General features: G+C 63.9%; 21 protein-coding genes. 16 read left to right on the plus strand and 5 right to left on the minus strand.

Going from position 1 to position 21,016, the window contains the following annotated elements; translation table 11 throughout:
• Positions 1-9: 9 nt before the first annotated feature.
• Entirely contained in the window at positions 10-606 is a 597-nt protein-coding gene (locus I4484_RS05620; RefSeq protein WP_254799126.1) for a YqaA family protein, read from the minus strand.
• Between the two features lie 88 nt (positions 607-694).
• Here I4484_RS05620 and I4484_RS05625 point away from each other — a divergent pair, with 88 nt between their 5' ends.
• The 4 genes from I4484_RS05625 (at position 695) to I4484_RS05640 (ending at position 3,472) form a co-directional block, all read left to right on the plus strand.
• Positions 695-1,105, plus strand: coding sequence for a VOC family protein (locus tag I4484_RS05625; protein WP_197450009.1), 411 nt, complete (start codon positions 695-697; stop codon positions 1,103-1,105).
• 66 nt (positions 1,106-1,171) lie between these two features.
• Positions 1,172-2,176 (plus strand): nucleoside recognition domain-containing protein, encoded by a 1,005-nt coding sequence (locus I4484_RS05630; protein WP_234283566.1) that lies wholly within the window; start codon positions 1,172-1,174, stop codon positions 2,174-2,176.
• A 214-nt stretch (positions 2,177-2,390) separates the two neighbouring features.
• Positions 2,391-2,768 (plus strand): CidA/LrgA family protein, encoded by a 378-nt coding sequence (locus I4484_RS05635; protein WP_197450010.1) that lies wholly within the window; start codon positions 2,391-2,393, stop codon positions 2,766-2,768.
• Positions 2,765-3,472 carry an LrgB family protein gene (locus I4484_RS05640; RefSeq protein ID WP_197450011.1) on the plus strand — a complete coding sequence of 236 codons (708 nt, stop codon included), beginning with the start codon at positions 2,765-2,767 and terminating at the stop codon, positions 3,470-3,472. The genes I4484_RS05635 and I4484_RS05640 overlap by 4 nt, the downstream gene beginning before the upstream one ends.
• Before the next feature lie 90 nt (positions 3,473-3,562).
• Here I4484_RS05640 and I4484_RS05645 read toward each other — a convergent pair whose 3' ends face one another.
• A complete protein-coding gene (locus I4484_RS05645; RefSeq protein ID WP_197450012.1) occupies positions 3,563-4,189 on the minus strand; it encodes a LysE family translocator in 627 nt (208 codons plus the stop codon).
• A gap of 142 nt (positions 4,190-4,331) precedes the next feature.
• Between I4484_RS05645 and I4484_RS05650 the strand changes: the two genes are divergently transcribed.
• Positions 4,332-4,811, plus strand: coding sequence for an Lrp/AsnC family transcriptional regulator (locus I4484_RS05650; RefSeq protein ID WP_330932859.1), 480 nt, complete (start codon positions 4,332-4,334; stop codon positions 4,809-4,811).
• Between the two features lie 24 nt (positions 4,812-4,835).
• Here I4484_RS05650 and I4484_RS05655 read toward each other — a convergent pair whose 3' ends face one another.
• The gene (locus I4484_RS05655) at positions 4,836-5,321 is read right to left on the minus strand and encodes a phosphate-starvation-inducible PsiE family protein (protein ID WP_197450014.1); all 486 of its coding nucleotides are present in this window, start codon (positions 5,319-5,321) and stop codon (positions 4,836-4,838) included.
• Between the two features lie 178 nt (positions 5,322-5,499).
• On the opposite strand from I4484_RS05655, the gene I4484_RS05660 reads away from it, so the two are divergent.
• The 7 genes from I4484_RS05660 to I4484_RS05690 all read left to right on the plus strand — a co-directional run bounded on the left by I4484_RS05660 (position 5,500) and on the right by I4484_RS05690 (position 12,700).
• On the plus strand, positions 5,500-6,072 hold the full coding sequence (locus I4484_RS05660) for a sugar O-acetyltransferase (RefSeq protein ID WP_197450015.1): 573 nt from the start codon (positions 5,500-5,502) through the stop codon (positions 6,070-6,072).
• 159 nt (positions 6,073-6,231) lie between these two features.
• Positions 6,232-6,819 carry a YdeI family protein gene (locus I4484_RS05665; RefSeq protein WP_197450016.1) on the plus strand — a complete coding sequence of 196 codons (588 nt, stop codon included), beginning with the start codon at positions 6,232-6,234 and terminating at the stop codon, positions 6,817-6,819.
• Between the two features lie 59 nt (positions 6,820-6,878).
• Complete coding sequence (locus tag I4484_RS05670; protein ID WP_197450017.1) at positions 6,879-7,742, plus strand: oxaloacetate decarboxylase; 864 nt, start codon at positions 6,879-6,881, stop codon at positions 7,740-7,742.
• Between the two features lie 44 nt (positions 7,743-7,786).
• Positions 7,787-8,236: an N-acetyltransferase gene (locus tag I4484_RS05675; RefSeq protein WP_197450018.1), complete on the plus strand. Its 450-nt coding sequence runs from the start codon at positions 7,787-7,789 to the stop codon at positions 8,234-8,236.
• Positions 8,237-8,319: 83 nt separating this feature from the next.
• Entirely contained in the window at positions 8,320-8,793 is a 474-nt protein-coding gene (locus tag I4484_RS05680) for a GNAT family N-acetyltransferase (protein ID WP_197450019.1), read from the plus strand.
• A 134-nt stretch (positions 8,794-8,927) separates the two neighbouring features.
• Complete coding sequence (locus tag I4484_RS05685; protein ID WP_234283565.1) at positions 8,928-9,188, plus strand: YdeI family protein; 261 nt, start codon at positions 8,928-8,930, stop codon at positions 9,186-9,188.
• A 155-nt stretch (positions 9,189-9,343) separates the two neighbouring features.
• Positions 9,344-12,700, plus strand: coding sequence for a cellulose binding domain-containing protein (locus I4484_RS05690; RefSeq protein ID WP_197450021.1), 3,357 nt, complete (start codon positions 9,344-9,346; stop codon positions 12,698-12,700).
• A 54-nt stretch (positions 12,701-12,754) separates the two neighbouring features.
• On the opposite strand, the gene I4484_RS05695 is transcribed toward I4484_RS05690, so the two are convergent.
• Positions 12,755-14,557, minus strand: a complete 1,803-nt coding sequence (locus tag I4484_RS05695) for an alpha/beta hydrolase (RefSeq protein WP_234283564.1) — start codon at positions 14,555-14,557, stop codon at positions 12,755-12,757.
• A 216-nt stretch (positions 14,558-14,773) separates the two neighbouring features.
• Here I4484_RS05695 and ftsH point away from each other — a divergent pair, with 216 nt between their 5' ends.
• The 4 genes from ftsH to I4484_RS05715 are packed head-to-tail and all read left to right on the plus strand — an operon-like array spanning position 14,774 to position 19,778.
• A complete protein-coding gene (ftsH, locus tag I4484_RS05700; protein ID WP_197450022.1) occupies positions 14,774-16,600 on the plus strand; it encodes an ATP-dependent zinc metalloprotease FtsH in 1,827 nt (608 codons plus the stop codon).
• Between the two features lie 37 nt (positions 16,601-16,637).
• The gene (locus tag I4484_RS05705) at positions 16,638-17,840 is read left to right on the plus strand and encodes an efflux RND transporter periplasmic adaptor subunit (RefSeq protein ID WP_197450023.1); all 1,203 of its coding nucleotides are present in this window, start codon (positions 16,638-16,640) and stop codon (positions 17,838-17,840) included.
• 5 nt (positions 17,841-17,845) lie between these two features.
• Positions 17,846-19,051 (plus strand): FtsX-like permease family protein, encoded by a 1,206-nt coding sequence (locus I4484_RS05710; protein WP_197450024.1) that lies wholly within the window; start codon positions 17,846-17,848, stop codon positions 19,049-19,051.
• Positions 19,044-19,778, plus strand: a complete 735-nt coding sequence (locus I4484_RS05715) for an ABC transporter ATP-binding protein (protein ID WP_197450025.1) — start codon at positions 19,044-19,046, stop codon at positions 19,776-19,778. The genes I4484_RS05710 and I4484_RS05715 overlap by 8 nt, the downstream gene beginning before the upstream one ends.
• A 108-nt stretch (positions 19,779-19,886) precedes the next feature.
• Here I4484_RS05715 and I4484_RS05720 read toward each other — a convergent pair whose 3' ends face one another.
• A complete protein-coding gene (locus tag I4484_RS05720) occupies positions 19,887-20,816 on the minus strand; it encodes a S1C family serine protease (protein ID WP_197450026.1) in 930 nt (309 codons plus the stop codon).
• Positions 20,817-21,016: the final 200 nt, after the last annotated feature.

Below are 21,016 nucleotides of genomic sequence, written 5' to 3' on the forward strand. Positions count from 1 at the left end.
TCGTGGCCGCTAGGTCGTTACCTCGTACCATACCCACAGGCCGAACAGCGCCAGGCCCAGTACGCCGAGCGAGCGGGAGTGGCGCCGCCACAGGCGCAGCGCGGCATCGCCGGTGATGGCGACCAGGGCCGCCAGGCCGAAGTAGCGAACCCCGCGGCCGAGCATGGCCGCCAGCAGGAACAGCGGGAAGGGGTAGCCGCTGGCGCCGGCGCCCAGCATGGCGATCTGGAAGGGCACCGGCACCACCCCGATGGTGGCAATGGCCACGAACCCCTCCTCCTGCAGCCGTGAGCGAAAGGCCTCGTAGCTCTCCTGGCTGCCGAACAGGCCGATCAGCTGATCGCCCCATTGCTCCATGACGGAGACGCCCAGCAGGTAACCGAGCGTGGCGGCCGTCAGGTTGCCGGCCAGTGCCACGCCGGCGATCGTCCACTTGCGCTTGGGATGGCAGAGCATCCAGGGGATCAGGATGACCTCGATGGGGATCGGGATCAGCAGGGTCTCGAGCATCGACAGGGCGAACAGCAGCGTCAAGGCATGGCGCGAGCGGTCCAGGCGGTCGAGCCAGTCCTTGGCGGAGGTCAGTCGGTGGTGTGACATGGCCATGCGGCATCCTTGCGGGTGAGAACGCTAAGAGCTTAGCTGTCTCCACGCGCGGCGTGTATTGCTCAGGAGACGACAGGGGAGGAGAGACATGAAGCCACGGATCAGCATGATCACGCTCGGCGTCCGCGACCTTGCGGCGTCGATCCGGTTCTACGAGGAGGGGCTGGGCCTGCCGCGCATGGAGTCGCCGCCGGAGGTCGCCTTCTTCACCCTCGACGGTACCTGGCTTGCGCTCTATGGCCGCGAGGCGCTGGCCGAGGATGCCGGTGTCTCGCCAGAGGGCAGCGGTTTTACCGGCATCGCCCTGGCGCACAACCTGGCCTCCGAGGCGGAAGTCGACGAGCTGCTGGAGCAGGCGGTCGCCGCCGGCGCCAGGCTGGTCAAGCCCGGCCAGAAGGTGTTCTGGGGCGGCTACTCGGGGTACTTCGCCGACCCGGACGGCTATCTCTGGGAGGTGGCCCACAACCCCTTCGTCTGGATCGGACCCAAGGACGAGTAGCGCTAGGCAAGCAATTGCACGTGCCTGGCGATAAACTAGGCAGCTGCTCCACTGATGGAATCACCCATGACACAACGACGCCCTGCCTCACTCCTCGGCACGGTGGGCAGTTTGCTGCGCGAAGCATGGAAGGTCTACTGGACCCTGCTCAAGGTGATGGTGCCGGCACTGCTGATCGTGAAGGCGCTCGAAATGCTGGGCATGACCGAGCTGCTCGGCCACTGGCTCGCGCCATTGATGGCACCGCTGGGGCTGCCCGAGCCGCTGAGCCTGGTATGGGCCGCCACGCTGTTGACCAACATCTACACCGGCCTGGTGATCTTCTTCGAGGTCACGCGGGACACCCCCTTGAGCGTGGCGCAGGTGACGGTGCTGGGGGCGCTGATGGCCGTGGGCCACTCGCTGCCGATAGAAGGGGCGGTGGCGCGCATGGCCGGCGTGCCCTGGTGGCTGACCGTGCTGCTGCGCGTGGGTGGCGCCTGGCTGCTGGGCTGGTTGCTGCATCTGAGCTATTCGCTCGGCGACTGGCTTCAGCACGCCAACCGCGTGGTGTGGCAGCCTTCCGCCCAGGAGCCGACTTTGACTGCCTGGCTGCAGGGCCAGGCCACGACGCTGGCGACCATCTTCGTGGTGATCTTCGCGCTGATGAGCTTGCTCAGGCTGCTGCACTGGCTGGGCGTCGAGCGGCTGATCCACAAGCTGCTCTACCCCCTGCTGCGACTCCTGGGTATCGGCCCGGCAGGCGCCAACATCACCGTGATCGGCATTACCCTGGGCCTCACCTTCGGTGCCGGGCTGCTGCTGCGCGAGGCGCGCTCGGGCCGCCTGACCCCACGTGACATCCTGCTCACGCTCTGCTTCCTCGGCCTCTGCCACAGCCTGATCGAGGATACGTTGCTGATCATGCTGATGGGGGCGGACCTCTCTGGCCTGCTGTGGGCTCGGCTTGGCTTCGCGCTGGCGTTTATCGCCTTGCTGGCCAGGCTGCCCTGGCTGAAGCACGCCCAGTTGCCTGGCTGGATATTTGCCGAGCGAGCCTTGTCTGATGCCAGGCCTCATACGGGAGGGTGATGGGGCGACGGCATATGTTCATCGCCCAGTGACGGGGCTGACAGGTAGGTAAACGCTTACTGGGGCGGGGCATGCCAGGAGTGGGAAGGGGGCAGCTCCGGGGCATCCCCGTACAAATGGTAGCGTGGTAATCTTTCCCAACGTACCTGTCCTGACTGCATGGCGTTTCGCAAGCCACCAGCGGACACACCTTTCCGGGCCGAATGGAGATGGCATGAAGCTGTTGCGCGGGTTCCTGTGGCTGCTCGTCTTCCAACTGTTCGGCCATGCCATCGTCGAGCTGCTCTCGCTGCCGGTCTCCCATGCCCTGGCGGGGCTGCTGTTGCTGCTGACCTGGCTATTGGCGAGGCGCAGGCTCAACGAGAGCGTGGCCACGGCCAGCCAGGCGCTGATACCGCTGCTCGCCATGCTGATCATGCCCGGCGTGGTGGGCGTGTTCTTCGTGATCGACGAGTTCGCCGGCCACTGGACGGCGATCATGCTGGCCCTGGTGGTCGGGACCTTCCTCAGCGTGCTGACCACGCTGTGGCTGATGCGCCGCTTCATGCCGCGAGAGGCCACGGACAGCGATACGCGGGGCCGCCAGGGATGAGCGAACTGCACGCATCGCTGTTGGATAGCCCCATCCTGGCTGCCGCCCTGACGTTGGCGGCCTACCTCGGCGGCGTACGTCTGTTCGAGCGGCTCGGCCGGCCGAGTTGGTGCCCGGCGGTGCTGATCGGCGCCGTGCTGACGGCGGCTTCGCTGTGGCTGCTGCGCTACGAGTACGTCGACTATCGGCGCAACGTGGCCTGGCTGACCCTGCTGTTGGGCCCTGCCACCGTGGCGCTCGCGGTGCCGCTCTACCAGCAGCGCCACCACATCTTCGCCCTGTGGAGGCCGATCCTGTGCTGCGTGCCTCTCGCCGCGGCCCTGGCGGCGCTCTACGCCGTGCTGATCGCCTGGCTGCTGGGAGCGCCGCCCATGGTGCTGGCTTCGCTGGCGCCCAAGTCGGTCACCGCGCCCATTGCCATGGGCATCAACGAACAGATCGGCGGCTCGCTCTCGCTGTTGCTGGGCGGCCTGCTGATCACCGGAGTGATGTCGACCATCTTCGTCTCGCTGCTGGCCAAGTGGCTCAGGATCGATGACAAGCGGCTGCTCGGCTTTGCCCTCGGCGTCAACGGCCATGCCATCGGCATCGTGCGCGCCTTCGAACTCGGCCCCACCGCCGGCGCCTTCGCCTCGCTCGGCATGAGCCTCACGGGTATTTTCACCGCGGTGCTCCTGCCGCTGGTGTGGCGGCTCTTCGGTTGATTGATGATGCCCTGATCGCGACGGTGCGCCGGGCAGCAGCCTGGCTGGGCGTGGATCGGGTACATCGGGGCTATGTCGTGCCACCCTCTTTCAACTGCTCAACGCCAGCTTGGTGCCGAACCCCATCAGCAAGATGGCGAACAGCCAGCGCTGGAAGCGTTGCGCCAGGGGATGACGTGCCATCCAGCGGCCCAGCGCCATGCCAACCGCCGTATAGCACAGGTCGAAGATCAGCCCGACGCCCACCAGCACGATACCGAGCAGTGCAAACTGCAACGTCACCATGCCGGAGTCGGCATGCAAGAACTGCGGCAACAGCACCGAGCAGAACAGCAGCGCCTTGGGATTGGCGATGTTGGTCAGCAGCCCGCGCTGGAATGCCAGGCGGTAGGAGCGCGGAAGTGGTGGCGACTGCGCAGGGTTTGCGGTGCCTTCCCATATATCGGCGCGGGCGAGCCGAGCGCCCAGCCAAACCAGGTACGCGGCGCCTATTCCCCGCATGAAATCGAACAGCAGCGGCGAAGCCTTCAGCAAGGCGGCCAGGCCCATCGCAGCCAGGGCCACGTGGGCACCCCGCGCCAACCCCAGTCCGCATGCCGTGGCCAAGGCAAGCCCTCGGCCCTGGCGGCTGGCAGTCTGCATGACCAGTACCATGTCCGGCCCTGGCACCAGGTAGGCAATGGCCAGCGCGGCCACGAACAGGCCCAGGTGTTCCATGCCACGACCTCCTGATCGATTTCAGACGACTAAAGCATAAGGAAAGTCGTGTCGAGGCGTGTTGCGTAGTGGGACTGTTTAGAGGGTATTCTTGGCATATTACTAACGAAAATGTGCTGCAGACTTATCTATCATGCCAAGAATGAAACTTGACAACCTGGACCGTCGGATCCTCTCTGCTCTGCAGCGCGATGCGCGATTGACCAACGTGCAACTGGCCGAAGAGGTGGGCCTGTCTCCCTCACCTTGCCTGCGTCGTGTGCGCCTGCTCGAGGAGAAGGGCATCATCCAGGGCTATCACGCCGCGCTGGATCGGGGTGGGGTGGGGTTGGGGCTCACGGTATTCGTCGGGATCAAGGTGAGGCAGCACCATGACGAAATGGCCCGGGCGTTCCGAGAGGAGGTGGTCAAGCTGCCGGAAGTCGTTGCCTGCCATCTGGTCTCGGGCGAGGCGGACTTCCTGCTGCAGGTGGTAGTACCGGATCTGGCCGCCTACGAGACGCTGCTGCTGGACAAACTGCTGAAACTACCGGGTGTCGGAGACATACGCAGCAACTTCGCAATCTCGACGGTCAAGGACCCTTCGGCCTTGCCTCTTGCACACCTGCCTCATCCGGGTTGAGAGGGGCTGGTTCGCTTTGCGGCATCAGGTTCGTTTGGCTACCAGCCAATGGGTGACGCCGAGCGCGAGAACCACGGCAGCGATAGCCAAGATCTCCATGGCCGTGACCGTCTCGGTATCCATGATGATGACCTTACGGGCGATTGCCATCAGGGCTGTGGCAATGACCAGTTGGATGGGCAGCATGTTGGTGCCCAGGTAAAGGCGAATGTTGATGAATATCTCGATCGCGATCAGTACCACCATGAAGGCACTGAATATCGCGAAGATGTCGCTCACCTCGAAGAGCAGGAAGGGGGGACTCATCAGGCGGGTGTAGAGCATGTACACCACGTCGATCACGCCCCAGATGATGACCATCACCATCAGCACCGAGAGAACCTTGACGGCCAGCCGTATGACTCGGTGCAGATTGCGGATCAGTGGATCCTCATGCTCCTTGGGCAATTCATCATGGTACAGGTGCCGTCTTGGTAAACGCTTGTCGCTGGAACCAGGAAGCTCGTCCATTCTATTCTCCTGTAACGCCGCCAACCGCAGCCTGCCATGGCATCATGACACGAAACGCCTCGCTTGCCACCGGGGACGAACCAGAGCCGCCGAAGTGTCACGAGAGCGAGGTTGGCGGCAATCTTCGGCGGGTAACTCCTTGATGTAGAGCGCAAGACATCAACGGGATGAGGAAGCGATGCGCACGGAAAAAGAGAAGATGCTGGCCGGGGAGCTCTACGATCCGCGGGATGCCCAACTGCTGCACGAGCGCCATCGCGCCCGCCTGCTGACCAAGGCCTTCAACGATACGAGCGACGATCAGGGCCGAGAGCGCAAGCGGCTTCTGAGCGAGCTGTTCGGCGCCATGGGCAAGGGCACCTTCATCGAGCCGCCTTTCCACTGCGACTACGGCGGCAACATCACGCTGGGCGAGCGGGTCTTCATGAACTTCAACTGCGTGATCCTCGACGTGGCGGAAGTCACCATTGGCAACCACACCATGTTCGGCCCAAGCGTACAGGTCTATACCGCCACCCACCCGCTCGACGTCGAAGAGCGCCGCAGCGGCCTGGAAGCCGCCAAGCCCATTACTATCGGCGATGATGTCTGGATCGGCGGCGGCGCGATTCTCTGCCCCGGCGTTACCATCGGCGCCCGCTCGGTCATCGGCGCCGGCAGCGTGGTGACCAAGGACATCCCCGAGGACGTGTTCGCCGCTGGCAACCCCTGCCGAGTGATACGCACGCTCGGGGATGATGCGTCCCGCTGAAACAACGCAATCCCTCGACATGGACGGCGACTTTCAAAGCCGGCTGGCGGAACTCAGAGAAAAGCTCCATGAAGGGGTGGGGTGGTACGTTTAACGGCCTTTAGAGGTAAGTAAGTACTGACTGGGTAGGCTGCATCACCGATTGTGAGAACAACGACAATGAACGATACGAATCCGAAAGTGGAAGCCTTGCTGAGCCAGCCGCAATGGCATGAAGAGCGGAAAAAGCTGAGAGCGATAGCGCTTGCTTGCCAACTGAGCGAAAGCGTCAAGTGGGGAAAACTCTGCTACTCGTTTCAGAATGGAAACGTGGCCATGATCTTCGGTATGAAGGACTACTGCGCACTCGGCTTTTTCAAGGGTAGCCTGTTGAAGGATCCGGCGAGAATCCTCGTCGCTCCCGGGGAGCATTCTCAGGCGATGCGCCAAACCCGCTTCACTCGGGAGGAAGAGATCGATGCACAGGCTGCCACGTTGAGCGCCTATCTCCATGAGGCCATAGAGCTGGAGAAGGCGGGCGCCAAGGTGGACTTCATCGAGAAGCATGAGCTGACTTACCCCGAAGAACTCCAGGCGGCTCTTGACGAAAATGCTGGGCTAAAAGCCGCCTTCGAGGCGCTCACTCTTGGTCGGCAGAGAGGCTACATCCTGCACATTTCCGGGGCCAAGCGATCCAGCACCCGAGTGTCGCGGATAGAAAAATGCACGCCCGATATTCTTGCTGGAAAAGGTCTGAATGGTCGCTGAAATATGACATGAAGGGTTAGTAAGCACTCACTGGGGCTGGTTGCACGATAGGAGGTGTCATGGTCGATCTTGAGCAGCGCCGCGCGGAATTTGCCAGGCTTCACGAATCGGGATGCTTCGTCATTCCCAATCCCTGGGACATCGGTACGGCGCGTTTTCTCCAGCACTGCGGTTTTCGCGCGCTGGCAACCACCAGCGCGGGTTTTCAATACAGCCAGGGCCAGATCGACAGTGTGCTGGGCCTCTCTTGCGAAGCGGCACTTGCTCATATTGCCGAAATGGTGAACGCCACCGACCTGCCGGTCAGTGCGGATTTCCAAACGGGCTATGCACACGACCCCGAAGGCGTGGCGGCCAATGTGGCCCGCTGCGTCGATACCGGCGTGGCCGGGCTCTCCATCGAAGACGCCACCGGAGAACCCGGGCAGCTATACGACCTGGCGCTCGCCGTGGAGCGCATTCGCGCTGCCCGGGCCGCCATCGACGGCACGGGCGCGCAGGTGCTGCTGACCGCACGGGCGGAAAGCTACCTGGTGGGCCACCACGAACCGCTGAAGGACGTACTGCAGCGTTTGACGGCATACGCCGAGGCCGGCGCAGACATGCTCTTTGCGCCGGGGCCGCGAACGCCGAAGGAGCTTGGCGCCATCGTCAGTGCCGTCGCACCCAAGCCGGTCAATGCCATCGTGATGGGCAATATGGGGCTGACCGTGCAGGATTTGGCCGAGCTCGGCGTGCGACGAATCAGCGTCGGCTCGGCGCTAGCCCGTACCGCCTGGGGCGCCTTCATGCGGGCTGCCAGGATGATGGCGGAGGAAGGAAGCTTCGAAGGCCTGGTCAGCGCGGCAAGCTTCGATGAGCTGAATGCCATTTTTGAAGCCTATGATGGGGCTAGTCCGCGGCAGGGCAAGGCGAGTCCGTAAGCGCCCTGACTGGCGGGGGCGCTAGCGTGCTGAGGGGAAGTGCGATGCAGGTCGAAGCGTTGACTTTGGAGGATGTGCTCTTCGAAGAGCTGAAAATTATAGGTGCAATGGAAGCCGGAGAGGCGCGCGACTACATCATTCCGTATAGCCTGGAAAAGCACCAGCAGGAATATGCGAAGTCCGCTGTAATCTACAAGGCTGTTCGTAACGGGAAAGTCCTGGTTGGCTTTGTCATGCTGGCGCTAGACCCGGATGGTGTGAGCGTTGAGCTTCGCCGAATCGTCGTGTCAGCTCCAGGGCGTGGCATTGGTGTGCGAGTCTTGGAGGGTATACGAGAGCTGTGCCGTAGTGAGTTAGGAAGAAAGCGAATCTGGCTGGACGTCTTCGAAACCAACCATCGTGCCAGGCATGTGTACGAAAAGGTGGGTTACTCATGCTTTGGAAAAACCGAGCATGATGGGCGAACTCTTCTTCTGTACGAAACCTTGGTGTAACGGAAAGGAGGCGTTCACTGTATGCCCTGCTCCGGCTTTATCCTGTGCAACAAATCGCCCTGAGGGGCATGAGGGCGACACTGATGGTGACGATTCGACTCTACCGCCAGGCGGACTGCGCTGCACTCCGCAGCCTGGTCCTCTACCTGCATGAGACCCTGCGGTCGTTCGATGCCGACCTTGCACCCGGGGATGAGATCATCGAAGGCTATTTCCAAGAGCTGATGGCAAAGGTAGAAAGCACGAACGGCGCGGTATTCGTTGCCGAGGATGGCAGCGGGTTGGTCGGATACGTGTGCCTTTGGGGTTACGTTTCCCCCGATGACCCGGACGAGAGGCCGGACCCATTCAGCTTCATGGCGGAACTCTTCGTGCGGCCAGAGAGCCGCCATCTCGGAGTGGGGCGCTTACTCGTGGAGCAAGCGGAACGCTATGTTGCCCAATGTGGCACCTACAAGATCGAGTTAAAGGTGCTGGCACGAAACGAACAGGCCATTCGCTTTTATGAAGCGCTGGGCTATGAGCCCCGCGTGGTGGTGATGAGCAAGCATTTCTGAGTCCTACGCACATGGCGCCAGCACGTAGTTTCCCGGCGCATCGGCGAGGGGAGGGTGCTGTTCGCCGCCCATGGCGGGCGGCGCCACCCGTTCCGTGGAGTGGGCCGCCAGCCACCGATGCACAGGCTGCCACGTTGAGCGCCAATCTCCATGAGGCCATAGAGCTGGAGAAGGCCGGCGCCAAGGCGGATTTCAGCGAGAAGCATGAGCTGTCATATCCGGAAGAGCTCCAATCGGCCTTGGAAAGAGACCCTGAACTGAAGGCCGCCTTCGAAGCACTCACGCCGGGACGGAAAAGAGGCTACCTTCTGCACTTCAGCAGCGCCAAGCAGTCCAGCACCCGTGTATCTCGAATTGAGAAGTGCATCCCAAGCAACCTTTCGGGCAGGGATTGAATGGGCGCTGACCTTCCCGATCGGCGCGGTGCTGGCCTACTGCGCTAGCGCTTCGCCTCGCTTGCCGGGGCTTCGCTGCGTATCTAGCCTGAAGCATTAGATAGCCTTAGTACTTATTAACTAGAAAACTCGTTCCATTGCACAGGGAGGGTGGCATGTCGGCGCGTGTCGGTTACACGGTGACGAGCCAGTGGAATAGTGGTTTCGTCTTCGAGGTCACGGTGACCAACGAAGGTACGCTGCCCATCGACGATTATCGGGTGGGGTTCGACCTGCCAGGCTCGATAACGGATCTCTGGGGCGGCCGAATAAGCGTTCACGAAGGCCAGCGCTACGAGATCATGGACGATGATGCGGACAACGACATCGCGCCGGGGCAGGCGGTCAGCTTCAAGGTCAAGAGCGTCGATGGCAGTTCGCAGATGCCGACCCGCTTCAGCGTCAACGATCAACCGATGATCGTCGAATCTCCCGAGGTCGACGAACCCGACAGCGTCGACGAGGCGTTCATCGACGGCGTGGCCACGGTCGAGCCCGGCGTCTCCGCGGCGGAACTGGAAACCCTGCTCAACGGCGCACCGAAGGGAGCCAGCGTGCGCCTGGCCGAGGGCGAGTACGTCTACGACGATTCGGTGAGCGTCACACGCTCGGATGTCTCGCTGATCGGTGCCGGCAGCGGCAAGACGACCATCACCTTCAGCGACACGGCGCTGGAGCGCGACGATGCCCATGGTCTGCTGTTCGAGGGGAAAGGCACGGCCAGCGCCGGCCGGCTGCAGGCGGATGCCGCGGAGGGCAACGACACGCTGACCCTCGAGAGTGGCCATGGCCTGGCCACCGGTGACATGGTGCGCATCTGGCAGGACAACGATGCCGAGTACTTCGAGGAGATCGGCAACACCTCCTGGCAGGGAAGCCAGTACGCGCCGCTGCGCACCAGCATGGCGCGAGTCCTCGAGCGCGACGGCAGCACGGTCACCCTCGACCGGGGCGTACACTTCGATTTCGACGGCGGCGAGGCCAGGATCCAGCGCGTCGATGCCCTTGAGAACGTTGCCCTGGAAGGGGTCTCCATCAACTATCCGCTCGGCACGCCCGATGCGGGCGCGTTCAACAATACGCTGCCGTCGCTGCTGGACTATCACGCCGTCGAGTTCAACGGCACCGTGGACGCGAGGGTCGCCGATGTCGAGGTGGCCAACGGCCCTTCGGTCGCCTTCGTTGCCAATCGCTCCGTCGACCTGCAGGCCGAGAACCTCCATGCCGAGGGTGCCTTCAACAAGGGGAGTGGCGGCAACGGCTACGCCTACGAGCTGTTCGAAAGCTACGATGGCACCTTCACCGACCTGAGCGACAGCGGCATGCGCCACAGCGCGCTGTTCGCCTCCTGGCGCTCCTCCGTGGGCAACGACATCCACGTCGAGTACACCGACCGCGACATCAACTTCCATGGCGGCCAGGACCATGACAATACGGTGAGGGTCTCGCAATCCGTGCGCGACCCGGCGAGCGATAACATGTCGCCTACCCTGTGGATCAACCAGGGCGGGGAGAGCTTTGGCGCGCCGACCGATCCCACCGCCAACCAGGTAATGTTCGACTACGTGGTCGGGTCACGGCGCAACGACGTGGTGCCGGGCTCCGACGATGGTGTCTATCTGGACGGGGCCAGGGGCCACGACACCCTGCTCGGCGGCGCCGGCGACGACATCCTGCGCGGCGGCCCGGGCAATGACCGTCTGGAGGGCGGGCCAGGCAACGACACGGCGCTGATGATGGGCGACTATGCGGCCTATGACCTGCAGCCCACGCCGGATGGTGGCCTGTTCCTGGATGGCTGGGGCGACGACGACCTGCTGGTCGACGTAGAGCGTGCGGTGTTCGCCGACGGCACCGTGCTCGACATCGAATCGCGCACGGTCACGTCCGGTGCGGCGCCGGAGATACCCACCGCCGATGAAATCCTCGCCGACGATATCATTCGCTTTCCAGACGACGAGGCACCACCGGAAACGCCGGGCGAACCGCCGGCGGACGATATCGCCGCGGCGGTGCACTTCGAGAGCGTCAGCCGCTGGGCGAGCGGCTACGTGATGGCCGTCGAGATCACCAACGAAACCGACTCGAACATCGAGGACCCGCGAATCGACTTCGAACTACCCGCCGAGATCACCCAGTTCTATGGGGCAAACCTGCTCGCGCATGAGGGCGATACATACTCCCTGGCGCTGTCCGGGGACGATACACTGACGCCGGGCGAGACTCAGCGCTTCTCCTTCAAGGCCTATGCACCCGAGAGCCACCTGCCACAGAGGCTGCGTCTTGATGGGCAGGAACTCGAGGTGGACCTGGATCAGCTCGTCGCCGGCAGGGAGAGCGAATCCGAGCTCGGCACCGAGACGAGTATTACCAGCAACCTCACGAGTACCTGGTCGAGCGGCTACACCGCCGAGGTGATCGTCGAGAACAGCTCCAACCTGGCCATCGACAGCCCCTCGATCAGCTTCGACCTGCCCGGCGAGATCGACACGCTATGGAACGGCACGGCGACGCGCGACGGCAATCGCTATACCGTCTCCGACGACAACCCGACCACGCTGCAACCCGGCGAAAGCTGGCGTTTCTCCTACAAGGCCTACGACACCAGCCAGGCGCTGCCGGCGAATGCCGTGGTGGAGGGCACGCCCCAGGTGCCGGCGAACGAGCCGACCGCCGTGACCAGCAACATTATCAGCGAGTGGTCGGGCGGCTATACGACCGAGGTACTGGTCGAGAACACCTCTACCGATGCCATCGCCGATCCCGTCGTAGACTTCGCGCTGCCCACCGACGTCGACACGCTGTGGAACGGCGTGCTGGAGCGTGACGGCGAGCGCTACCGTGTCTCGAATGACGACGCCACCGTGCTTCAACCCGGCGAGGTGTGGCGCTTCAGCTACCGTGTCTACGACGAGCAGCAGCACCTACCGGATGACGTCGTGGTGGAGGGTCAGGCCGAGCCCGCCAAGCTCGACCCATCGGAGATCGAGCAGGTGGTGGATAGCGACGGCAACCCCGTTACGGGGCAAACCGGCAGTACCCTGACTGGCACTGACGGCGACGACACCCTGAACGGCCTGCGCGGCGACGACTACCTCACCGGCGGCGCAGGCAACGACCGCCTGGTGGGCGGCAGCGGTGCCGATACGCTGACCGGCGGGGCGGGCGCCGATGTCTTCACGTACCTTTCCACGTGGGATTCAACCCCACAACGCCAGGACACCTTGCTCGATTTCAACCGCCTCGAAGGCGACCGAATCGACCTCTCCGCGATCGACGCCAACAGCGAACTGGAGGGCCCCCAAGCGTTTACCTGGCGCGGCGAAGAAGGCTTCAGCGGCGACGGCGGCGAGCTGCGCAATTCAGGGAATACCCTGCAGGCGGACGTCAACGGCGACGGAGTCGTCGATCTGCAGCTTGCCGTGCTGGGGGTCAACGCGCTCGAGCAGGGCGACCTCATCCTGCAGAGCTGAGGACATGCATCGCCCTCGGGGAGCGATGGCTGAATCGCCCAAGTCGTCCTCCGCTCATGGCGCCAGCACGTAGTTTCCCGGCGCATCGGCGAGGGGAGGGTGCTGTTCGCCGCCCATGGCAGGCGGCGCCACCTGTTCGCTGGAGTGGGCCGCCAGCCACCGATGCCAGGCCGGCCACCATGAGCCATCCTGCTCGGGCGTGATCTGTTGCCAGGTTTCCGGATCCAGGTACGCCTTGCCATGCCGTGGCGTATCCATCCGGAAGCGGCGACCGGGGTGCCCCGGCTCGCTGACGATCCCGGCATTGTGGCCGCCGCTGGTCAGTACGAAGGTCACCTCGTCGGCATCCGCCAGCAGATGGATCTTGTAGACGGATTTCCACGGGGCAACATGATCGGTAGTCGTGCTGACGACGAACAGCGGCGCGCGAATGTCCTGTATCACCACGGGCCGATCGTCCACTCGATAGTGGCCGTTGGCTAGGTCGTTGTTGAGGAACAGCTGGCGCAGATACTCGGAGTGCATGCGGTAGGGCATGCGGGTCAGGTCCGCATTCCAGGCCATGAGGGCGTTCATGGGCTGACGTCCGCCCAGTAGATAGTCGTGCACGATGCGCGACCAGATCAGGTCGTTGGAGCGCAGGATCTGGAACGCGCCGGCCATCTGAAAGCCGTCGAGATAGCCCTGATCCCACATCATGTTTTCCAGGTAGGCCACCTGGCTTTCGCCGATGAACAGCATCAATTCGCCGGCTTCGGTGAAGTCCACCTGGGTGGCCAGGGTAGTAAGGGTAGCCAGCCTGTCGTCGCCATCCCGCGCCATGGCGGCCGCGGCGATGGAGAGCAGCGTGCCTCCCAGGCAGTAACCCACGCCGTGCACCTTGCTGCCGCCCGTGATGGCGGAGACCGCGTCCAGCGCCGCCATCGGCCCCAGCCGGCGGTAATCCTCCATGCCCAAGTTGTGCTCCTCCGAGCCCGGGTTACGCCAGGAGATCATGAACACGGTATGGCCCTGGTCCATCAGGTACTTGACCAGGGATTGGGCGGGCGTGAGGTCGAGAATGTAGTACTTCATGATCCAGGCGGGCACGATCAGCACCGGCTCGGCGTAGACCTGTTTCGTCGTCGGGGTGTACTGGATCAGCTCGATGAGTCGGTTTCGGTAGACCACCTTGCCGGGAGTGATCGCCAGGTTCTTCCCCACACGGAATGCTTCGGCGCCGACCGGCGGCTTGCCGGACACGGCCCGCTCCCAGTCCTCGATGAAGTGCTGCCAGCCGACCACCAGATTCTGCCCGCCGGTCGCAAGGGTGGCCGCGACGACCTCGGGGTTCAGCCACGGGGAGTTGGAGGGGGAATAACGATCGAGGATCTGACGGGTGATGAAGTTCACTACCCGTTCGCTGTCGGGCGAGAGGCCGTCGATGTCGCTGGTGGCGTTGTGCCACCACTGCTGCGTCAAGAGAAAGGACTGGTAGATCAGGTTATAGGGCAAGCGCTGCCACGCCTCGCCCCTGAAACGTTGATCCTGCTCCAGGGGCTCGATACAGGCGCAGGCGCTGGGTTCGAGAGCCTGACGATTGATATAGTGGCCGAAGCGCGTCAGCTTGCGAGCGTACTTCTCGCCCAGCTCCAGTTGCTTGCCCGGGGAGAGCATCAGGTGGACCAGCCACTCGAAATAGACGCTGGCCAGGCCGGCCGGAGTGATGCCGGCGGTCAGCCTGGCCAGATTGGCCTTGAAGGCGCGATCCAGCGCATGGGTGGAGTAGAACCCTGGGTTGGGGCGCTCCGCGGTAGCGGGAAGACGTTCACAGGGAGCGACATCGGGATTGGGCGGGTTGGGTGAATTGGGCGACATGGCATGGCCTCCATGATCGAGACGGGGTGGCCGCGGGCGATCGCCGTCGCGGTGGTCCGGTAAGCTCAAGCACCAGTATTGCAGGCTTCGTCGCTTCGGCCATTGACATTCATCAAACTTGCCTGGGATCAAGAACCTCGGCCTACCTCCGTTCTATTCTGGCCTCGTGGGCTATGATCAGGTGAATCTCATTGAGCGCTTGGGCGGTGGCTTGAGATGGACAAGAAGCAGCGGATCAATCTCGCGTATGCGGTCGCCGCGGTCCTGCTTTGGCTGGCTTTTCTAAACTGGTTCGAGAACTGGCGTCATGTGGAACCAATACCGTATTCGGAATTCGTACAGCTGCTGGATGAAGGCAAGATCACTGACGTCGTGGTGGGACCTGAGCGCATCGTCGGTAAGTTCACTCAACCGCAGCCCGATGGGCGTACTTCTTTCATCACCTATCGGGTAGACCCGCCGCTCGCGGACATGCTGACCCAGCACGGCATCCAATACGACGGCGAAGTCGAAAGCACCTTTTTCAGAAACCTGATGTCCTGGGTGCTGCCCATCGGCATCTTCTACCTGATCTGGATGTTCTTCTTCCGCCGCTTCGCCGAGAAGCAGGGCCTGGGCGGGCTGATGTCCGTTGGCAAGTCCAAGGCCAAGGTCTATGTAGAAACCGACACCAAGGTCACCTTCGACGACGTTGCCGGTGTTGATGAGGCCAAGGAGGAACTCAAGGAGATCGTCGCCTTCCTGCGCGATCCCAAGACATATGGCCGCCTGGGCGCCCATATTCCCAAGGGCATTCTGCTGGTCGGCCCGCCCGGCACCGGCAAGACCCTGCTGGCGCGGGCCGTTGCCGGCGAGGCCGGGGTGCCGTTCTTCTCCATCTCCGGCTCGGAGTTCGTGGAAATGTTCGTCGGTGTCGGAGCCGCCAGGGTGCGGGATCTGTTCGCACAGGCGGCCAGCACCAAGCCCTGCATCATCTTCATCGATGAGCTGGATGCGCTCGGCAGGGCACGCGGCCCCGGTATTACGGGGGGGTACGATGAGAAGGAACAGACCCTGAACCAGCTACTCTCCGAGCTCGATGGGTTCGACCCTTCCGAAGGCATCGTGCTGTTGGCGGCGACCAACCGGCCGGAGATCCTGGATCCTGCTCTGCTGCGCGCCGGGCGCTTCGACCGCCAGGTGCTGGTCGACAGGCCCGAGCGCAGCGGGCGTCTCGCCATTCTCGAGGTGCATATCAAGAAGATCTGGCAGCTGGGCGCCGATGTCGATCTCGACCATCTGGCGGCGCTGACCCCCGGCTTTACCGGGGCCGATCTTGCCAACCTGGTGAACGAGGCGGCACTGCTGGCGACCCGGCGGGAGGCCGACGCCGTGACCATGGCGGACTTCACCAATGCCATCGAGCGCATCGTCGCGGGGCTCGAGAAGAAGAGCCGGTTGTTGAACCCGCATGAGCGCGCGGTGGTGGCGCACCATGAAATGGGGCATGCCCTGGTGGCGGCGGCGCTACCCGGCATGGATCCCGTCCACAAGGTTTCGATCATACCGCGCGGCGTGGGGGCACTCGGCTATACGATCCAGCGGCCGACCGAGGATCGCTTCCTGCAGACCACCACCGAACTCAGGAATCGAATGGTCGTGCTCATGGGCGGACGGGCCGCCGAGCAGCTCATTTTCGGCGAAATTTCCACCGGCGCAGCCGATGACCTGGCCAAGGTCACCGACATCGCACGGCGCATGGTGACCCGCTTCGGCATGGCGGACTCCGTCGGTCAGGTAGTCTATGAAGAAGATCGACAAGCCTTCCTGGGAAACGATTTCTACGGCACGGCGCACCCCAAGGACTATGCCGAAGCGACCGGGCGCGAGATCGATCTCGCGGTGCGCGACCTGGTGGCAGATGCCTATACCCAGGCATCTCAGATACTGGAGCGGCGCCGAGATGAGCTGACCGCCGGCGCCACCAAGCTGCTTGAGCGCGAGACGCTGACCGCCGACGAATTCCCCGCCATGAAACCGTCCGGGACGGTGCTCTCTTCCTGACGTTACGCGATGGATGGCGGCAGTACGTGAGATGCCCATGAGCCGATGGATCGTTCTCCTCGCTGCGCTGGTCGCCCTGCTGGCCGCCGGGCTCGTCTACTGGCGGATGCCTGTCGCTGCCACGGCATATGAAGTGAAAGAGGGCGCGTTGACCCAGCAAGTAGTGGCCAGCGGCCGGGTGGTGGCCTCGTCGCGGGCGCAGATCGGCAGCGAGATCGTGGGGCGGGTAACCGAGCGCCTGGTACGCGAAGGGCAGCAAGTCGAGCCCGGCGACGTCCTGGTGGTGCTCGATTCATCGGAACTTGTCGAGCGCGTGCAGGAGACCCGTGCGGCACTCCGCCAGTTGGAGAGCGCACGCCGACCCCAGGCCGAAGCCGGACTTGCCGACGCCAGGGCGCATTTCGAGCAGGCCCGGCGCGAACATGAGCGTGCCCGCCGCCTGGTGGAGAGCAACATGGTCTCTCGCCAGGCGGTAGAGCAGGCCGAAGAGCGCGAAGCCGCGGCCCGGGCCGCCCTGGAGCGTTCGCGCCTCGACGTGGAAGCGCTGGCACCGGGCGGTGCTGAGGAGGCGCTGCTGCGGGCACGGCTGGCCGCTGCCGAGGCCGCCCTGGAGCGTGCCGTCATCCACTCTCCGGTCACCGGCACGGTACTGACCCGTAACGTGGAGCCGGGGGATGTGGTGCAGCCCGGCAGGGTACTGCTGGAGATCGCTCGCACCGGGCAGCGTGAACTGCGGGTGCCGTTCGACGAGCGACACCTTGGCCAGCTCGCCGTGGGGCAGCGTGCCCGCTGCGTCACCGACGCCTATCCCGACCAGCCGTTCGACGCCACAATCAGCCTGATCGCACCGATCATCGACGCCGCCCGCGGCACCGTGGACGTAAGGCTGGTCATGGAGGAGGAACCCTGGTTCCTGCGCGAGGACATGACCGTCTCGGTCAATGTGGAAACTGCGCACCTTGAGCGGGCGCTGGTCGTGCCCAACGATGCCCTATTCGGGGTCGAGGGCGCCTCTGCCCGAGTGTACGGGGTCGAGGCGGGCCGTGTTTCACCTCGCAGCGTGACCCTGGGGCTGAAGGGGTTGCTCCACACCGAGATCACCGCAGGGTTGACGGCGAGAGAGATCGTGCTGGCCGACCCTGGTCTCAGCCCGGGGCAGCGTATCCGGCCCCGCATCACCGACCACCCGGTGCAGGGGGCGTCCGCCCCGTCCCGGGAGCCTTTTTCCTTCATTCGGTGACGCTCATGTGGATCGAAGGGTTCATCGCCTGGAGCCTGTTGCGTGATGGCCGCGCCCAGACCGCCCTGATGCTGGTCGGCATCATGGTGGGGGCAGCCGTGGTGGTCTTCATCAGTGCCCTCATTACCGGGCTGCAAGCCAACATCATCGAGCGCACCCTGGGCACGCAGGCCCACATTCGCCTGCTGCCGCCCGAGGAGTTCAATCGCGTACTGCAGCTGCAGGAGCCGGCGCCGATCGCCCTGGTGCTGGAGGACAGCAGACCGCAGCGCTTGCGCTCCATCGACAACTGGCAGGCGCTGGTGCCCGTGCTCGACCGCTGGCCGGGCGTGACCGCGGTATCGCCGACGATCAGCGGTCCGGCCCTGGCGGTGCGCGGCAGCGCCAATCGCTCGGTCTCGATCATCGGGGCCGACGCGGAGCGGCTGCGGGCCATACTGCCCATTGCCGATCACATGGTCGAAGGCGTGTTCCGGCTGCGTCCCGGAGAGATCCTGATCGGCCGGGAGCTGGCCGATGACCTGGGCCTTCAGAGCGGTAACCGGATGCGTCTCGACACCGCCGGGGAGCGTACCGTGGTCATGACCGTGGCAGGTATCTTCGAGCTAGGGGTACGCGAGATCGACAATCGGCTCATGTACCTCGACCTGGACGAGGCTCGCAGCCTCCTCGACCTGCCCGGGGGCGTGACGGCGCTCGAACTCACCGTAGCGGAGGTGTTCGCTGCCGACCGGCTGGCGCTTCGCCTCGGAGCGCTGACCGGACAGCGCGCGGAGAGCTGGATGGAGACGAATGCACAGCTGCTCAATGCACTGCGCTCCCAGACCCTCTCCACGACCATGATTCGCAGCTTCGTCAGCCTTTCCGTGGCATTCGGCATCGCCAGCGTACTGGCGGTCAGCGTGGTGCAGCGAACCCGCGAGATCGGCATCCTGCGGGCAATGGGCCTCGGCCGGGGGCGAATCCTGCGCGTGTTTCTGATCCAGGGGGCATTGCTGGGACTGGCCGGCGGGGGACTGGGGGCGCTGTTAGGCTCGCTGCTGGTGCTGGCCTTCGACGTGTTCGGTCCCCGCCTGTTCGTGATCGGCTTCAACCCCTGGCTCATTCCGGCGGCCATGGCGCTGGCCGGTATGGCGGGCCTCGCAGCCGCCGCCTGGCCCGCCAGCCGCGCGGCCCGACTCGACCCTGCAGTGGCCATTCGCCATGTCTGAGAGCCATGAAATTGAGAGCCACGAGGTTCAGGGCAACGAGGTGCTGCGGCTGGCCGGCGTGTGCAAGGCGTATGACGTAGGCACCCCGGTGGAGAACGAAGTGCTGCATGCGATCGACCTGCGCCTCGATCGCGGCACCTTTGCCAGCCTCACCGGACCCTCCGGCTCGGGCAAGAGCACGCTGCTCAACCTCATCGGCCTGCTCGACACGCCGACATCGGGGGAGCTGTTCGTCCTCGAGCGGCCGACCAGCGCCATGGATGACCAGGAACGCACCGACCTGCGGGGCGGCACGATCGGCCTGGTCTTCCAGTTTCATCACCTGATCCAGGCCTTCAGCGTGCTGGACAACGTGCTGATGCCGCTGATGATCCGGCAAGGTCGGCCGACTGCCGCGATGATCGACAGGGCCAGGGAGCTGCTGGCCGCAGTAGGGCTAGCGGCCTTTGCGTCCCGGCGGCCCAACGAACTCTCGGGAGGTCAGCAGCAGCGCGTGGCAATCGCTCGCGCCCTGGTCACCCAGCCGGTGCTGCTGCTGGCCGACGAACCCACCGGCAACCTCGACACCGCCAGTGCCGATGAAGTGTTCGAGCTGTTTCGTCGCTTCAATGCCGAGCACGACTGTGCAGTGCTGATCGTCAGCCACGATCCGCGAATTTCGGCGCGCTGCGATCGGGTCATCGAACTGGTGGATGGGCGTATCGTTCACGACGAGACAAGGCCATGAAAAGGCAGGCGGAACACCGTGATCGGCCGGCTGTTCCCGAAACGAAGCCATCGAGGGAAGCCTCGGGAGGCATGATGCGATAGGGCTCATTGTCAGGCGCGGGGCGCTTCAGCTCGCTTCCACCGGCACGATCATCAGGTTGCGTAACTCAAGTCTGCGGATGAACATCAGCTTGATGGCGATTCCGGGCTTGTGTTCCGCCAACGACCGCTGGAGATCGTCGACGCCGGCCAGGATTTTCTCGTCGATGGCGACGATGAGGTCACCCTCCTTGAGCCCGGCTTGGCTGGCTGGACCTTGCGCATCCACCGTCATGACTTCGGCCGCTGTCTCCTGCTCCAGGCCGAGCAGCCGGGTCAGCCGCCGGTCCAGCTTCCGGTCACGGGCGTGGATGCCCAGGTAACTGCGTCTTACCCGACCGTGGCTGATCAGGTGAGACACCACCCACTTGGCCGTGTTTGCCGGTATGGCGAAGCCGATCCCTTGAGCAGCGGCAATGATGGCCGTGTTGATGCCGATCACCCGGCCCCGCGAGTCCAGCAGCGGCCCTCCCGAGTTCCCGGGATTGAGGGGGGCGGTGTGCTGGATGACATTCTCGATCAGCCGTCCATTCTGGCTGCGAAAGGCGCGCCCGAGGGCGCTGATGACGCCGGTGGAAACGGTCGACTCGAAACCCAGAGGATTGCCCATGGCAATCACCAGCTGGCCAACGCGAAGATTGCCGGAGTCTCCCAGTGTGGCGTAGGGCAGGGCGGTGGTCTCGGCCCGCAGCACGGCCAAGTCGGTGTCAGGATCGCGCCCCACCAGCGCCGCGGCTGCCCTGCGTCCGCTGGTGAAAACCGTTCTCAGCTGCTTGGTCTTGCCGACCACATGGCTGTTGGTCAGCAGATACCCATCGGGGGTAATAATGACACCCGAGCCGGCGCCTTGGCGCTCGGCCGCGCCGCGGCTCGGGTCGCCGCCGGTAAACAGGCTGACGACAGCGGGCCCCACCGCGTCCACGACGGCGATGACGGCTCGCGAGTAGGCGTCGAGCATCTCGACCTCGGGAGTCGTCTGCGGGCTCACTTCGTGGCAGGCGTGGCCCATTTCTTCGCCAGCCTCCTCGTCGGATGACATTGTCAATGCCGCCACACCTCCGATCGTCGTCTGCTTCGTTTATTACAGGGCTAAGTCGTAGGAAGCGACTCGGCAAGCTTGCACTACTTCAATGCGGTGCACTTCATGTCTCTTTGAAG

The sequence above is a fragment of the Halomonas sp. SS10-MC5 genome (assembly GCF_015992245.1).
In the GTDB taxonomy this organism is placed as follows: Bacteria; Pseudomonadota; Gammaproteobacteria; order Pseudomonadales; family Halomonadaceae; genus Halomonas; species Halomonas sulfidoxydans.